The sequence below is a fragment of the Hypericibacter adhaerens genome (genome assembly GCF_008728835.1).
Classification (GTDB): domain Bacteria; phylum Pseudomonadota; class Alphaproteobacteria; order Dongiales; family Dongiaceae; genus Hypericibacter; species Hypericibacter adhaerens.
This window is the reverse complement of record NZ_CP042582.1, coordinates 3,168,224-3,183,574: the sequence shown is the minus strand read 5'-3', so window position 1 is coordinate 3,183,574 and position 15,351 is coordinate 3,168,224. Positions and strand designations below refer to the sequence as shown.

The following is a 15,351-nucleotide window of genomic DNA, read 5'->3' as shown; positions in this document are numbered from 1 at the left end:
ATGGCGTCCAATACCACCGTCCGCACCCTGATCGCCGAGGGCGATGCCGGCCGAGCCGCAATCGCGGCCCCTGGCGTGGCGACGCTTTCGCGTGGGCGGTTGCTGCAACAGATCGATGCGACGGTGGCGGCCCTGCGCGGGCTCGGCATCAAGCCGAACGACCGCGTGGCCATCGTGCTGCCGAACGGCCCGGAGATGGCGGTGTCGTTTCTCGCCGTCGCCTCGGCCGCGACCGCGGCCCCGCTCAATCCCGCCTATCGCGAAGAGGAGTTCGATTTCTACCTGGGCGATCTCGAAGCCAAGCTGCTGATCGTCCAGGCGGGCGTCGAATCGCCCGTGCGGGCGGTGGCTGAGCGCCGCGGCGTGCCGATCGTCGAGCTGACGCCGGTTGCGGGCGGTCCCGCGGGCAGCTTCGGCCTGAGCCGGAACGGGCAGCCGGCTCCTTCGGCCGCGGCGAGCTTCGCCGGTCCCGACGACGTGGCGCTCGTGCTCCATACCTCCGGCACCACCTCGCGCCCGAAGCAGGTGCCGCTGAGCCATCGCAACCTGGTGGCCTCGGCCGGCCATATCCGCGGCGCGCTGGCGCTGACGCCGCAGGACCGCTGCGTCAACATCATGCCGCTCTTCCATATCCACGGCCTGATCGGCGCGCTCCTGAGCAGCCTCTCGGCCGAGGCCAGCGTCTTCTGCACGCCGGGCTTCAACGCGCTCAAGTTCTTCGCCTGGCTCGACGAGGCGGAGGCGACCTGGTACACGGCCGTGCCGACCATGCACCAGGCGATCCTGACGCGCGCCGAGCGCAATCGCGAGGTGATCCAGCGGCGCAAGCTCCGCCTGATCCGCTCCTCTTCCTCCTCGCTGCCGCCGCCCGTCATGGCCGAGCTCGAAGCCACCTTCGGCTGCCCGGTGCTGGAATCCTACGGCATGACCGAGGCCTCGCATCAGATGACCAGCAACCCGCTGCCGCCCCGCGCGCGCAAGCCCGGCACGGTCGGCATCGCCGCCGGCCCCGAGGTCGCGATCCTGGATGGCGAAGGCAACAAGCTGCCGCAGGGCGAGGAGGGCGAGGTCTGCATCCGCGGCCCCAACGTGACGCTGGGCTATTTCGCCAACCCGGCCGCCAACGCGTCGGGCTTCATCAGGGGCTGGTTCCGCACCGGCGATCAGGGCCGCTTCGACGGCGAGGGCTACCTCACCATCACCGGCCGCCTCAAGGAGATGATCAACCGGGGTGGCGAGAAGATCGCACCGCGCGAGGTCGACGAGGCGCTCCTGGCGCATCCCGCGGTCGCGCAGGCGATCGCCTTCGCGCTGCCGCATGACAAGCTGGGCGAGGAGGTCGCGGCGGCGGTCGTGCTGCGCGAGGGCCAGTCCGCGGAAGAAAAGGAATTGCGCGAGTTCGTCTCGCGCCGCCTCGCCGATTTCAAGGTGCCCAAGCGCGTGCTGCTGCTGCCGGAGATCCCGAAGGGCGCCACCGGCAAGCCGCAGCGCATCGGCATGGCCCAGCGGCTGGGGCTCGCCTAGGTGAAGATCTGCATCTACGGCGCCGGCGCCATCGGCGGCTTCATCGGCGCGCGGCTGGCCCGCGCGGGCGAGGAGGTCTCGCTGATCGCGCGCGGGCCCCATCTCGCGGCGATGAAGGCGAAGGGCCTGAAGCTCCTGAGCGAGGAGGGCGATTTCACCGTCACCCCGCGCTGCGCCGCCGATCCGGCCGAGCTGGGCCCGCAGGACTATGTCGTGCTGGCCCTGAAGGCGCCCGCCGTCGCCGGGATCGTCGAGCAGATGCAGCCGCTGCTGGGGCCGAAGACCGCCGTGGTGATGGCGGTCAATGGCGTGCCCTGGTGGTATTTCCACGATCTCGATGGGCCCTGGCGCGACCGGCGTCTCAAGACCGTCGATCCCGACGACCGGCAATGGCGCGGCATCGGTCCCGGCCGGGTGCTGGGCTGCGTGGTCTATCCGGCGGCCGAGGTGGCGGAGCCGGGCGTCGTGCGGCACCAGTCGGGCGACCGCTTCAGCCTTGGCGAACCCGACGGCAGCAAGTCCGACCGGGCCGTGGCGCTGAGCCGCGCCATGATCGCGGCCGGTCTCAAGGCGCCGGTCAAGCCCGATATCCGCACCGAGATCTGGGTCAAGCTCTGGGGCAATGTCGCCTTCAACCCGATCAGCGCGCTCACCGGCGGCACGCTCAAGCGCATCTGCGAGGATCCGTCGACGCGCGCTCTCGCGCGCTCGATCATGAACGAAGCGGAAGCGGTAGCGAACAAGCTCGGCGTCAAGATGCCGATCGATGTCGAGCGCCGGATCGAGGGCGCCGCCGGTGTCGGCGAGCACAAGACCTCGATGCTGCAGGATCTCGAGCGCGGCCGGCCCACCGAGATCGACGCCATCGTCGGCGCCGTGGCCGAGCTGGGCGACGTGGTCGGGCAGGACACGCCCTATATCGACGCGATCTATGCGCTGGTGCGCCAGAAAGCGGCGCTGCTCGGCGTCTATCCCTGAATCTTTGCCTGCCTGACCGGCTTCAACCTTTGCGACAGGACTGACAGATCATCATGCGCGATTTCCAGCTCCCCGGACGTTCACCGGTCCGTGCCACCGAAGCGGCCGTTGCCACCTCGCATCCGCTCGCCAGCCTGACGGCGATCGAGGTGCTGCGCGGCGGCGGCAACGCGATCGACGCGGCGGTGGCGGCGGGCGCGGTCCTGGCCGTGGTCGAGCCGCAATCGACCGGGATCGGCGGCGACGGGTTCATGCTCTATGCGCCCAAGGGCGGCGCCAAGGTCATCGCCTTCAACGGCTCGGGACGCAGCCCCGCGGCCGCGACGCTCGACTGGTACCAGCGCGAGGGCTTCACCGGCATCCCGACCTTCGGGCCGCATGCCGTGACCGTGCCGGGCGTGATCGATCTCTGGGCGCGGGTGGTGGCGGATCACGGCACGCGCGAGCTGGGGGCGCTGCTGCAGCCCGCCATCCGCTACGCGGAAGAGGGCTATGTCATCCATGACCGCGTGGCGTTCGACTGGGGCTATTGCGCCGAGCTCCTGGCGCAGGATCCGGCCGCCGCCCGCATCCTGCTGCCGAACGGCCGCGCCCCCAAGGCCGGCGAGCGCCATCGCCAGCCCGAGCTCGGCCAGACCCTGCGGCGGATCGCCGAGAAGGGCCGCGACGGTTTCTACAAGGGCGCCGTGGCCGAGGACATGGTCAATCACCTGCGCTCGCTGGGCGGCCTGCACACGCTGGAGGATTTCGCCGCTGCCAAGGGCGACTATGTCGAGCCGGTCCATACGAACTATCGCGGCGTCGATCTGTTCCAGCTTCCACCCAACAATCAGGGCCTGACGGCGCTCCTGATGCTGAACCTGCTCTCGGGCTTCGATCTCGGCTCGCTCGATCCCGTCGGCGCCGAGCGGCTCCATCTCGAGCTCGAGGCGGGGCGCCTCGCCTATCGCGATCGCGACGGGCTGATCGCCGACCCCACCAAGGCGACGGTGCCGGTCAAGGAGCTGCTCTCCAAGGGCTATGCCGACCGGCTGCGGAGCCATATCGACCGGGCGCGGGCGGCGACCGAGTTGCCGCCGCCGCTGCTCAACAAGTCGGAGACGATCTATCTGAGCGTGGTGGACCGCGACCGCAACGCCGTGAGCTTCATCAACTCGATCTACTATTCCTTCGGCAGCGGCGTGATGGCGCCGAAAAGCGGCGTCATCCTGCAGAACCGCGGAGCCAGCTTCCGCATGGACCCCGCCCATCCCAACGTGATCGCGCCGGGCAAGCGGCCGATGCACACCATCATGCCCGGCATGGCCGTGAAGGACGGCCGCGCGCTCATGCCCTATGGCGTCATGGGCGGCGACTACCAGCCCATGGGTCATGTGCATTACCTCACCAACCTGATCGATTTCGGCATGGACCCGCAGGCGGCGCTCGACGCCCCGCGCGTCTTCTTCAGCCGGGATTTGGCGGAGATCGAGCGCGGCGTGCGCCCGGACGTGATCGCGGGCCTCCAGCGCAAGGGCCATCGCACCCTCATCGCCGAGGATCCGCTGGGCGGCGGCCAGGGCATCCTGATCGACTGGCAGGCGGGCACGCTCACCGCCGGCTCCGATCCGCGCAAGGATGGCTGCGCGCTGGGCTACTAGGCGCTTCGCGCCCGGCCATCAGGCAAAGCGGTACCGTTGCCGGAGCGAGTCCGGCCGCGGGCGATTCCGGTGTCGCATAAACTTCCTTCATTGGTGATGCCGGCTCTTGCGCCGGCTGATGACCCTGCGTCAGTCTCCTCTCGTTCGCGAATGAAGATCGCGCTTCGCCGGCATCGCTGCCGGTGAGGCGCGGCTTGAATCGGCGCATCGAATGTCATCAAGGAGACAGCCGTGATCACGTCCCGCCCGGAGATCGTCGGAACCTTCGGCGTCGTCGCGACCACGCATTGGCTGGCGACGAACGCGGCGATGTCGATCCTGGAGAAGGGCGGCAATGCTTTCGACGCGGCAGCGGCAGCGGGTTTCGTGCATCACATCGTCGAGCCCGATCAGAACGGTCCCGGTGGCGATGTGCCGATCATCCTCTGGAGTGCCCGGCACCGGAAGCTCGAGGTGATCTGCGGCCAGGGCGTGGCGCCCGCCGCCGCGACCGTGGCGCGCATGAAGGCACTCGGTCTCGACGTGCTGCCGGGAACGGGCCATCTGCCGGCGGTGGTGCCGGGCTCCTTCGGCGCCTGGATGGTGCTGCTGCGCGAGCATGGGCAGCTGCCGCTGCGCGAGATCATGACGCCCGCCATCACGGTCGCGCGCGACGGCTTCCTGGTGAAGCCGGAGGTGGCGGCGTTGCTGCGCCAGACGGGGAGCTTCATCAAGGAATACTGGCCGAGCACGGCCGCGGTTTTCCTGCCGAACGGCGAGGCGCCGGCCTCGGGTTCGCTGCTGCGCGTGCCGGCGCAGGCCGAAAGCTACGAGCGCATCCTGCGCGAGGCCGAGGCCGCCGGCGGCGACCGCGTCCGGCAGATCGAGGCCGCGCGTCATGCCTGGTATCAGGGCTTCGTCGCCGAGGCCGTCGACCGCTTCTTCCGGCAGAAGGTGATGGATACCAGCGGCGAGGCCCATGCCGGGTTTCTGACCGGCCAGGACATGGCGCAATGGTCGCCTCCGATCGAGGCGCCGGTCACGCTCGACTACGATCGCTACACGGTCTGCAAGCCGGGTCCCTGGGCGCAGAGCCCGGTGTTGCTGCAGCAGCTGGCCCTGCTCAAGGGTTTCGACATCGCCGGCATGGATCATTGCGGGCCGGACTTCGTCCATCTGGTCCAGGAATGCACCAAGCTGGCGCTGGCCGATCGCGAAGCTTTCTATGGCGACCCGGCCTTCGTCGACGTGCCGCTCGATCGCCTCCTGTCTGAAGGCTACAACGCCGAGCGCCGCAAGCTGATCGGTGCGCAGGCCTCGCTCGAGATGCGTCCCGGCCATATCGAGGGCAAGGGCGGCCGGATCTTCCTGCGCGCCCGTGGTTCGACGCGCTCGGCCCATGCGGAAACGACCGTCGGTGCCGAGGAGGACGGCAGCGGCGTGCTGACCTGGGCCGAGTTCCTGGCCCGGACGCGTGGCGATACCTGCCATCTCGATATCATCGACCGCTGGGGCAACATGATCTCGGCGACGCCCAGCGGCGGCTGGATGACGGGATCGCCCGTGGTGCAGGGGCTCGGCTTCTGCGTGTCGGCCCGCGGCCAGATGTTCTGGCTCGACGAGAGCCACCCCAACGGGCTGGCGCCGGGCAAGCGGCCGCGCACGACGCTCACGCCGGGCCTGGCGCTGCGCGACGGCGAGCCCTACATGGCCTTCGGCACGCCCGGCGGCGACCAGCAGGATCAATGGTCGCTCCATGCCTTCCTGCGCCATGTCCATCACGGGCTCAACCTGCAGGAGGCGATCGACGCGCCGGGCTTCTATACCGAACATATGCCGAGCTCGTTCTATCCGCGCGAATGGGATCCCGGTCATCTCGCGGTCGAATCCGAGTTCCCCAAGGCGACGCTGGCCGAGCTCGACCGGCGCGGCCATCGGCTCCAGATCTATCCGCGCTGGGGCCACTACAACTCGATGACCATGGCGACGCGCGCCGATGGCATGCTGCGGGCGGCCGCGAGCCCGCGGCGCATGCAGTGCTACGCGATCGGGCGCTGACGTCGCAGCCGGGCCGGCATCCTCAGCGTCCCGCCGCATAGCATTGCGCCTCGCGCGGGCTGGCCGCGGCCTTCAGCAGCCCGTCGCGGGTCGCGGCCGCGGTGACATAGCCCAGCAGGTAGGGATCGTAGATCTCGAGCCGATGACCCCGCCGCTTGAGCTCGCGCAGCGCCTCCGCGCCGATATTGTCCTCGATCGCCAGGTGCCCCGCGTCATACTCGCGCGGAAAGAAGGAATCGACGAGGTGATAGGTGTGGAAGGCGGGCGCGTCGATCGCCTCCTGCAGGTCCATGTCGAAATGGACATGGCGCAGGAACATCTGCAGGGACCACTGGTCCTGGCAGTCGCCGCCCGGCGTGCCGAACGCCATGTAGGGCACGCCGTCGCGCAGCGCGATCGTCGGGGTCAGCGTCGTGCGCGGCCGCTTCCCCGGCATCACGGTGCCTGGCAGGTCCGGCTCGAGCCAGAACATCTGCGCGCGCGCCGGCATGCCGAATCCCAGCCCCGCCACCACCGGCGCCATATGGAGCGACGATCCGCTGGGGGTGCCCGAGATCATGTTGCCATGCCGGTCGATGATGTCGAAATGCGTGGTGTCGCCGGTCGCGGGCGGCTCCGGATCGTCCAGCGTCTTGGGTTTTGGATAGTTGAAGTCGAGCGATTCCGGCGTCGCGATCGCGGTCGAGCCCTTGGGCCTGATGATGAGATGGGAATCCACCCCCGGGATCTTGCCAGGGCGCAACTCCAGGGAGGCCGTGTCTTTGATCAGCTTGCGCCGCTCGCGGTTGTAGCCGTCGCTGAGCAGGGTCTCGAGGGGGACCTTGGTGAAGTTGGGGTCGCCGTAATAGGCGTCACGGTCGGCGAAGGCGAGCTTGGCGCATTCGGTGACGGTGTGGACGAACTCGGCGCTGTTGGGCCCCATCGCCTTCAGGTCGAATCCCTTGAGGAGCGCCAGTTGCTGCAGGAAGGCGGGGCCTTGCGTCCAGGGGCCGGCCTTGCAGACCGTATAGTCGCCGTATTCGTAGGTGGCCGGCGCCTCGATCGTGGCGCGCCAGTTGGCGAGATCCTCGCCTGTCAGCAACCCGCGATGGCGTTTGCCCGTGGTGTCGAGCAGCTCGCTGTTGCGGAAGAAACGGTCGACCGCCTCGGCGACGAAGCCTTCATAGAAGGCCTTTCGCGCCGCCTCGATCTGGCCCTTGCGGTTGCCGCTGGCGGCCTCCGCCTCGCGCAGGATGCGCTCGAAGGTGGCGGCAAGATGCGGGCGGCGGAAACGGCTCCTTGCCTTCGGTACCTCGCCGCTGGGCAGCCAGACCTCGGCCGAGGCCACCCAGTCGGTGCGGAACAGGGTCGCGACATTGCCGATGATCGTGGCGGTGTTGGGCAGGAGATAGAACCCGTCGCGGGCGTAAGTGAGGGCAGGGGTGAGGACCTCGCGCAGAGACAGGCTGCCATACTCGGCCAGCAGCACCATCCAGGCGCCGAACGAGCCGGGCACGACCGCCGGCAGCAGCCCATTGCCCGGGATGACGTCGAGCCCGAGCCTCCGGAAGGCATCGGCCGTGGCGGCTTTGGGTGCGCTGCCCTGGCCGCAGATGACCTTGATCTCCTTGCGATCGGCGGCATAGAGCACGAGCGGCATCTCGCCGCCCGGGCCGTTCTGGTGCGGCTCGACCACATGGAGCGAGGTCCCGGTCGCGACCGCCGCGTCGAAGGCATTGCCCCCTTTCTCCAGGATCGACATGCCGGCGGCGGTCGCCAGCCAGTGGGTCGAGGTGACGACGCCGAACGTGCCGTTGATCTCCGGCCGCGTCTTGAACATCGGATCTTCTCCAGGGTGGTAGGGCAGGGCTCGCGTTGGAACCGGTATCAGCCGCGCGGCTTGCGCTTGCGCGACCGGCCGCGGATGACGGGGAGAGCGGGCGCGGGCTTGCCGTCCGCCATCCATCCGGCGAGGAGCAGCGCCATCTGCCGGCGCGCCATGTCGCGGATCATCTCCGGCGTCCGGCGGTCGGCCGCCAGCATGTAGCGCAGATCGAAGGTGTTGATGGCATAGACGAGCTCGGTCGCTTCGGTGATCGGCAGGGTCCGCGCGAGCTGGCCGGCATCGACATAGTGCTGCAGCAGCTTCTGGATCTGCCGCTTGAAGACCTTGCGACTGCGGTCGTACTCCTCCTGCTCCTCGTCATGGGCGCGCACGATGGCGGCGAGCATTTCCCGCCACAGCAGCTTGTCCTCGGTCCGGCGCAAGGCGACCACGTTGGCGTGGATGAGCTGGGCCAGCGCCTCGGCCGGGTTCTCCGGCGGGCGGCGCAAGATCGTCTCCACCGGCTCCTGCATGTCGCGGCGGTCCTGCGCCAGGAGCTCCTTCAGCACGCCATGCTTGGTGGTGAAGTAGTTGTAGACCGTGGGCGTCGAGACATCGGCGAGCCCGGCGATGTCCTCCATCCGGGTCTTGTCGTAGCCCTTGGCGCGGAACAGCTCGGCCGCCGCCTCCAGGAGCTGGATTCGCTGCCGCGCCTTCTTGCGGTCCCGCAGCGCCGGAATCTCTTTCACATCGTCGGGCATGGTTCGCTTTCGCCAGTCTGGAGGACCGGTTTGATACCGGCTTCACGCGTCTTCGCGCTTGACTCGAAAAATACGACTTCATAAATTTTTTAGTCAAATAAGAAGTTTTACTAAAATAAAGAAAGGGAGGATGCCATGCGAGGGAATATCTTTGCCGATTTGAAGAAGCGGCCCGGCTTCAGCCGCCGTACCGCCCTGCGGACGCTGATGTCGGTCGGAATCGGCGTCGCGACCATCCCGCTGCTGCCGCGCGCCGGCAGGGCTGCGGATCCGCTGTCGGTCTATACCTGGTCGGGCTATGACGACCCGAAGCTCTTTCCCGACTACGTGAAGAAGCACGGCGGCCCGCCGAACTTCAGCTTCTTCGGCGATACGAGCGAAGCGCTCAACAAGCTGCGGGCCGGCTACAAGACCGACATCGCGCATCCCTGCGCCGACGACATGACCCGTTGGGTCGGAACCGGCGTCGTCAAGCCGATCGACGAATCCCGCCTCGAGCATTTCGACCAGTTCTGGCCCGAGCTGAAGAATCTCCCCGGAACGGTCAGCGAAGACGGCAAGCAGCGTTTCTTCGTGCCGTTCGACTGGGGCAACTCGTCGATCATCTATCGCACCGACAAGGTCGAAGTGAAGGAGCCGTCCTGGCGCATCCTCTATGACGACGATCGCTACAAGGGCAAATGCGCGATGTACGATTCCGGCCCGCCCGCGGTGGAGATCGCCGGCGCCATCCTCGGCGCCAAGGACATCTTCGACATGACCGACGCCGAGATCGACGCGGCGCTGCCGCTGCTGCGCCGGCAGCGCGATCAGGTGAAATTCTACTGGTCCGACAACTCGACCGTGGAGCAGGGCCTGTCATCGGGCGAGCTGGTTGCCGCCTATGCCTGGAACGATTCGGTGCGCCGCCTGAAGAAGCAGGGCCTGCCGGTCGCCTATATGGACCCGAAGGAGGGCATGCGCACCTGGGTCTGCGGGCTGGTCCTGCCGAAGGATGTCGAGCATGAGGACCTCGCCTACGACTTCCTCAATGCCTTCACCTCGCCGGAGACGGGTGCCTACATGCTCGACGAGTTCGGCACGGGCCATGTGAACAAGAAGTCGTTCGAGATGGTAAGCGAGGATGTCCTCGACAGCCTGGGCTTGGACGATCCGACGACGATGATGAAGCGGACGGTCTTTCTGCGGGCGGTCAATATCGATCGCGAGCAGAAATACAACGACGTCTTCAACATGGTGAAAGCCGGCGGCTGAGACCGGCGGCTGCGTTCCGGATTCCGGCAACCCTGGGCCGAATCCGGGCCGAAGGCACGGCTCCAGGGTTTGCCTCCCGGCGATTCCTGCGATCGGCGGCGGTTTTCCCGCCGCCGATCGCACCCTTGCCTCATCAACCGGCCGCGTTCTAGGCTAACCCTCGGATCGGGCGGCCAAAGGCGTCTTTCGGGAAGGTGCCTCGCCGGATCCTCTCGCTGTTCCAGACCACGGCGAACTCGACCTGTTCCAACGTCCAGCCAGTCACGCTGGGGGCCGATGTTCGACGCCGTCCTGCTGTCACAGAGTTCCAGCGCGCCCCTCGAGCGTCTGCCGCGCGCCCGTGGCGCCATCCGCCTGGAGTTCAAGCGGCGGGGCGCCGGCACGGCCCTCGACCGCTTCTACCAGCAGGGCGCGGCCCGCGTGCGGCTGCCGCGCCAGCCCGCCGGTGAGCCGCCGCTCGCCATTCTCCTCAACATGGCCGGGGGCGTGACCGGCGGCGATCGCTTCAGCAGCGACGTCCGGCTCCAGCCGGCGACCGCCGCGATCGTGACCAGCCAGGCGGCCGAGCGCGCCTATCGCAGCGCGGGTGGTGCCGCCACCATCGAGAACCGGATCGAGCTTCAGGCCGGCGCCCGGCTCGACTGGCTGCCCCAGGAGACGATCCTGTTCGATCGCAGCCACCTCGAGCGTCGTCTCGTCGTCGACCTGGCGCCCGGCGCCCGCTTCCTGGGCGTCGAGGCGATCGTCCTCGGACGGCGCGCTTCGGGCGAGACCGTGCGGCAGGCGCAGCTTCAGGACAGCTGGCGCATCCGCCGCGGAGGCCGGCTGATCTTTGCCGACGGGCTGCGGCTCGATGGCGATGTCGCGGCCTCGACCGCGCGCGCCGCAGTCTTCGGCGGCGCCACCGCCATGGCCACGCTGGTGCTGGTGGCAGAGGAAGCGGAAGGGCGGCTCGACGAGGTTCGCCGCCTGTTCGCGGATCTTCCGGCCGAAAGCGGCGCCAGCGCCTGGAACGGCATGCTGGTCGCGCGGTTCCTCGCCGTCGACGGTTTCGAGCTGCGGCAGAGCCTGATGCCCGTTCTCTCGCTCCTGCATGGCGCCCGCCCGCTGCCGCGTCCCTGGTACTGCTGACCTCTGGAGAGCCGATGAACCTGACCCCTCGTGAGAAAGACAAGCTGCTGATCGCCATGGCCGCGATGGTCGCCCGACGGCGCCTGGAACGCGGCGTGAAGCTGAACTATCCGGAAGCGATCGCGCTCATCAGCGATTTCGTGGCCGAAGGGGCCCGGGACGGCCGCGCGGTCGCGGATCTGATGGAGGCCGGCGCCCATGTGGTCGGCCGGCATGAGGTGATGGAGGGAGTGGCCGAGATGATCCATGACGTGCAGGTCGAGGCGACCTTCCCCGACGGGGTGAAGCTCGTCACCGTTCATCAACCGATCCGCTGAGGCCGAACATGATCCCAGGCGAGATCTTCACGCCCGACGGCGATATCGAGCTCAATGCCGGTGCCGCTGCCGTCACCTTGCGCGTGGCCAATCGCGGCGACCGGCCGGTCCAGGTCGGCAGCCATTATCATTTCTACGAGACCAATCCCGCGCTCGATTTCGACCGCGAGAGGGCGCGGGGGCTGCGCCTCGATATCGCCGCCGGCACGGCCGTGCGGTTCGAGCCGGGGCAGGAGCGCGAGGTTCGCCTGGTCCCGATCGGAGGAGCCCGGCGCGTCTTCGGCTTCCAGGGCCGCGTCATGGGCCCGGTGGAGTGAGGATGCCATGCCCGTGAAGATCGCCCGCCGTGCCTATGCCGACATGTTCGGCCCGACCACCGGCGACCGGGTCCGCCTCGCCGACACCGACCTCATCCTCGAGGTCGAGGCGGACCGCACCATCTATGGCGAGGAGGTGAAGTTCGGCGGCGGCAAGGTCATCCGCGACGGCATGGGCCAGTCGCAGCGCTCGCGCGCCGAAGGCGCCGTCGATACCGTCATCACCAACGCGCTGATCCTCGACCATTGGGGCATCGTCAAGGCGGATGTGGGCCTGAAGGACGGGCGCATCGCCGCGATCGGCAAGGCCGGCAACCCGGACATCCAGTCTGGCGTCGATATCGTGATCGGGCCCGGCACCGAGGTGATCGCCGGCGAGGGCAAGATCCTGACGGCCGGCGGCATCGACGCCCATATCCATCTGATTTGCCCGCAGCAGATCGAGGAGGCCTTGGCCTCGGGCGTCACCACCATGCTCGGCGGCGGAACCGGGCCGGCCACCGGCACCAACGCCACCACCTGCACACCCGGCCCCTGGCACCTGGCGCGGATGCTGCAGGCGGCCGAGGGCTTTCCGATGAATCTGGGCTTCGCCGGCAAGGGCAATGCCAGCCTGCCGGGCGGGCTGATCGAGCAGATCCGGGCCGGCGCCTGCGCGCTCAAGCTGCATGAGGACTGGGGCACCACGCCGGCGGCGATCGATTGCTGCCTCGGTGTCGCCGACCAGTTCGACGTGCAGGTGATGATCCACACCGACACGCTCAACGAATCCGGCTTCGTCGAGAACACGATCGCCGCCTTCAAGGGCCGCACCATCCACGCCTATCACACCGAAGGCGCCGGCGGCGGCCATGCGCCGGACATCATCAAGGTGGCCGGTCTCGCCCATGTGCTGCCTTCCTCGACCAATCCCACGCGGCCCTTCACGGTCAACACGATCGAAGAGCATCTCGACATGCTCATGGTCTGCCACCATCTCGACCCGTCGATCCCCGAGGATGTGGCTTTCGCGGAATCGCGCATCCGGCGCGAGACCATCGCCGCCGAGGATATCCTTCACGATCTGGGCGCCTTCTCGATCATCTCCTCCGACAGCCAGGCCATGGGCCGGGTGGGCGAGGTCCTGATCCGCACCTGGCAGACCGCGGACAAGATGAAGAAGCAGCGCGGGCGCCTGCCCGAAGAGAAGGGCGACAACGACAACCGGCGCATCAAGCGCTACATCGCCAAATACACGATCAACCCCGCCATCGCGCAGGGCCTCGCCGCCCATGTCGGCTCGGTCGAGCCCGGCAAGCTTGCGGATCTCGTGCTGTGGAATCCGGCCTTCTTCGGGGTGAAGCCCGACCTGGTGCTGAAATGCGGCATCATCGCCGTGGCGCCGATGGGCGATCCCAACGCCTCGATTCCGACGCCGCAGCCCGTCCACTACCGCCCCATGTTCGCCGGCTTCGGGCGCGCCACGGCGGCGAGCGCCGTGACCTTCGTCTCGCAGGCGGCGCTCGAGGCGGAGATCGGCCGTCGGCTGGGGCTGTCCAAGACGCTGCTCGCCGTCGAGAACACCCGCGCCGGGATCTCCAAGGCCAGCATGATCCACAACAACGCCACGCCCGTCATCGAGGTCGATCCCGAAACCTACGAGGTCCGCGCCGACGGCGTCCTGCTGACCTGCCAGCCCGCGACCGAGCTGCCCATGGCCCAGCGCTACTTCCTTTATTGAGGTGCCGCATGATCCGCGCCATTGACGTCCGTCCTTCCGGCCATTGGCAGGGCCCCGCGATCGACAGCGTCACGCTCGACTATCAGGGCCGGCATCGCCGCCGGATCGCGATGGCCGGGCAGAAGGGCACGCGCTTCCTGCTCGACCTTGCGCGCGCCACGCCCTTGCGCGACGGCGACGGGCTGCTGCTCGAAGGCGGGGGCATCGTTGCCGTCGAGGCGGCGCCCGAGCCGCTGCTCGAGGTCCGCTGCCGGCGGCCGGCCGATCTGGTGCGGATCGCCTGGCATCTCGGCAACCGCCATCTGCCGACCCAGCTCCTGGGCGACCGGCTGCGCATCCGGACGGATCACGTGATCGCCGAAATGCTGAAATCCCTGGGCGCCGAGGTGACGCCGGTCCTGGCGCCGTTCGATCCCGAAGGCGGCGCCTATGGGGGCGGCCACGGTCATCATCATGCATTCGAGGAAGACGAACCCTCGGTGCCGCTGATCCGCGGCGGTTCGTTGAAGACCGGCGAGTTCCATGACTGACCGGGCGCTCTACCGGTTGCTGGCCTGGCTGTCGCCCTCCTATCCGGTGGGTGCCTTCAGCTACAGCCACGGGCTCGAATGGGCGATCGAGGCGCACGATCTGCGGGCGCCCGAGCCCGTGCTCGATTGGATCGGCGACCTGCTGCGGTTCGGTGCGGGCCGGAGCGATGCGATCCTGTTCGCTCATGCCTTTCGCGCCGTCGCGGCGGGAGACGAGCCGGGCCTGGCCGAGATCACCGGGCTCGCGCGCGCTTTCCAGCCCTCGCGCGAACGCGCGCTCGAGAGCCTTTCCCAGGGCGAGGCCTTCCTGCGCGCCACGCGCGCGGCCTGGCCGGCGCCGGCGCTCGACTGGCTCAAGGCCGTCGACGAGGGCGAGATCGCCTATCCGGTCGCCGTGGCGGTGGCGGCGAGCGCCCATGGCGTGGCCCTGGCGCCGGCCCTGCAGGCTTATCTCCAATCTTTCGCCGCCAATCTGGTGTCGGCCGCCGTCCGCCTGATCCCGCTCGGCCAGACGGCGGGCTTGCGGCTGATGGCGGCGCTGGAGCCCGTCATCGGCGCCGTGGCGGAGGAGGCGCTGACGGCGCCGCTGGAGACGATCGGCGGCTGCGCTCTTCGTGCCGATCTCGCATCAATGAATCACGAAATCCAGGAAACGAGGCTGTTTCGCACATGACCCTCTCCACCCATGGACCCTTGCGGGTCGGAATCGGCGGCCCGGTGGGCAGCGGCAAGACCGCGCTCATGGACGCGCTCTGCAAGACGATGCGCGACCGCTACGACATCGCCGCCATCACCAACGATATCTACACCAAGGAGGATGCCGAGTTCCTCAACCGCTCCGGCGCGCTGGCGCCCGAGCGCATCATGGGGGTGGAGACCGGCGGCTGCCCGCACACGGCGATCCGCGAGGACGCCTCGATCAACCTGGCCGCGGTCGCGGCGATGCAGACGCGCTTTCCCACGCTCGATCTCATCCTGATCGAATCCGGCGGCGACAATCTTGCGGCCACCTTCAGCCCCGAGCTGGCGGACATCACGATCTATGTCATCGATGTAGCGGCCGGCGACAAGATTCCGCGAAAAGGGGGCCCCGGCATCACCCGCTCGGATCTCCTGGTCATCAACAAGATCGATCTGGCGCCGATGGTGGGGGCCAGCCTCGAGGTCATGGATCGCGATGCGAAGCGCATGCGCGGCGACCGGCCCTTCATCTTCACCAACATCAGGGCCGGGCGGGGGGTCGAGGCCATCGGCGAGTTCGTGGCCCGGGCGGGCGGATTGACGAGTCAAGCGGCCGAATAGGCCCTCCGCCGATCACAAACTTGTAACTGCGCCGGC

Annotated in this window: 14 protein-coding genes; 12 read left to right on the top strand and 2 right to left on the bottom strand. The window is 68.3% G+C overall.

Features of this window, described 5'->3' with window-relative positions:
• The 4 genes from FRZ61_RS13975 to FRZ61_RS13960 all read left to right on the top strand — a co-directional run bounded on the left by FRZ61_RS13975 (position 1) and on the right by FRZ61_RS13960 (position 6,179).
• A complete protein-coding gene (locus FRZ61_RS13975; protein ID WP_151118312.1) occupies positions 1 to 1,524 on the top strand; it encodes an acyl--CoA ligase in 1,524 nt (507 codons plus the stop codon).
• Positions 1,525 to 2,502, top strand: a complete 978-nt coding sequence (locus tag FRZ61_RS13970) for a 2-dehydropantoate 2-reductase (RefSeq protein ID WP_151118311.1) — start codon at positions 1,525 to 1,527, stop codon at positions 2,500 to 2,502.
• A gap of 53 nt (positions 2,503 to 2,555) precedes the next feature.
• Complete coding sequence (gene ggt, locus FRZ61_RS13965; RefSeq protein WP_151118310.1) at positions 2,556 to 4,142, top strand: gamma-glutamyltransferase; 1,587 nt, start codon at positions 2,556 to 2,558, stop codon at positions 4,140 to 4,142.
• Positions 4,143 to 4,373: 231 nt separating this feature from the next.
• Positions 4,374 to 6,179 (top strand): gamma-glutamyltransferase family protein, encoded by a 1,806-nt coding sequence (locus FRZ61_RS13960; RefSeq protein ID WP_225308801.1) that lies wholly within the window; start codon positions 4,374 to 4,376, stop codon positions 6,177 to 6,179.
• Positions 6,180 to 6,201: 22 nt separating this feature from the next.
• Here the strand turns inward: FRZ61_RS13960 and FRZ61_RS13955 are convergent, their stop codons facing one another.
• Entirely contained in the window at positions 6,202 to 7,998 is a 1,797-nt protein-coding gene (locus FRZ61_RS13955) for a gamma-glutamyltransferase family protein (protein WP_151118309.1), read from the bottom strand.
• 47 nt (positions 7,999 to 8,045) lie between these two features.
• Positions 8,046 to 8,744, bottom strand: a complete 699-nt coding sequence (locus FRZ61_RS13950; RefSeq protein WP_151118308.1) for a TetR/AcrR family transcriptional regulator — start codon at positions 8,742 to 8,744, stop codon at positions 8,046 to 8,048.
• Positions 8,745 to 8,879: 135 nt separating this feature from the next.
• Between FRZ61_RS13950 and FRZ61_RS13945 the strand changes: the two genes are divergently transcribed.
• From FRZ61_RS13945 to ureG, 8 genes are all read left to right on the top strand, one after another.
• A complete protein-coding gene (locus FRZ61_RS13945; protein WP_151118307.1) occupies positions 8,880 to 9,998 on the top strand; it encodes an ABC transporter substrate-binding protein in 1,119 nt (372 codons plus the stop codon).
• Positions 9,999 to 10,274: 276 nt separating this feature from the next.
• Positions 10,275 to 11,129, top strand: coding sequence for an urease accessory protein UreD (locus FRZ61_RS13940; RefSeq protein WP_151118306.1), 855 nt, complete (start codon positions 10,275 to 10,277; stop codon positions 11,127 to 11,129).
• 14 nt (positions 11,130 to 11,143) lie between these two features.
• Positions 11,144 to 11,446: an urease subunit gamma gene (locus tag FRZ61_RS13935; RefSeq protein WP_151118305.1), complete on the top strand. Its 303-nt coding sequence runs from the start codon at positions 11,144 to 11,146 to the stop codon at positions 11,444 to 11,446.
• 8 nt (positions 11,447 to 11,454) lie between these two features.
• A complete protein-coding gene (locus FRZ61_RS13930; protein WP_151118304.1) occupies positions 11,455 to 11,763 on the top strand; it encodes an urease subunit beta in 309 nt (102 codons plus the stop codon).
• A gap of 7 nt (positions 11,764 to 11,770) precedes the next feature.
• Positions 11,771 to 13,483: an urease subunit alpha gene (gene ureC, locus FRZ61_RS13925; RefSeq protein WP_151118303.1), complete on the top strand. Its 1,713-nt coding sequence runs from the start codon at positions 11,771 to 11,773 to the stop codon at positions 13,481 to 13,483.
• An 8-nt stretch (positions 13,484 to 13,491) separates the two neighbouring features.
• Entirely contained in the window at positions 13,492 to 14,013 is a 522-nt protein-coding gene (locus tag FRZ61_RS13920; protein ID WP_151118302.1) for an urease accessory protein UreE, read from the top strand.
• Positions 14,006 to 14,686, top strand: a complete 681-nt coding sequence (locus FRZ61_RS13915) for an urease accessory protein UreF (protein ID WP_151118301.1) — start codon at positions 14,006 to 14,008, stop codon at positions 14,684 to 14,686. Before FRZ61_RS13920 ends, FRZ61_RS13915 begins: the two co-directional genes overlap by 8 nt.
• Entirely contained in the window at positions 14,683 to 15,315 is a 633-nt protein-coding gene (ureG, locus tag FRZ61_RS13910) for an urease accessory protein UreG (protein ID WP_151118300.1), read from the top strand. The genes FRZ61_RS13915 and ureG overlap by 4 nt, the downstream gene beginning before the upstream one ends.
• Positions 15,316 to 15,351: the final 36 nt, after the last annotated feature.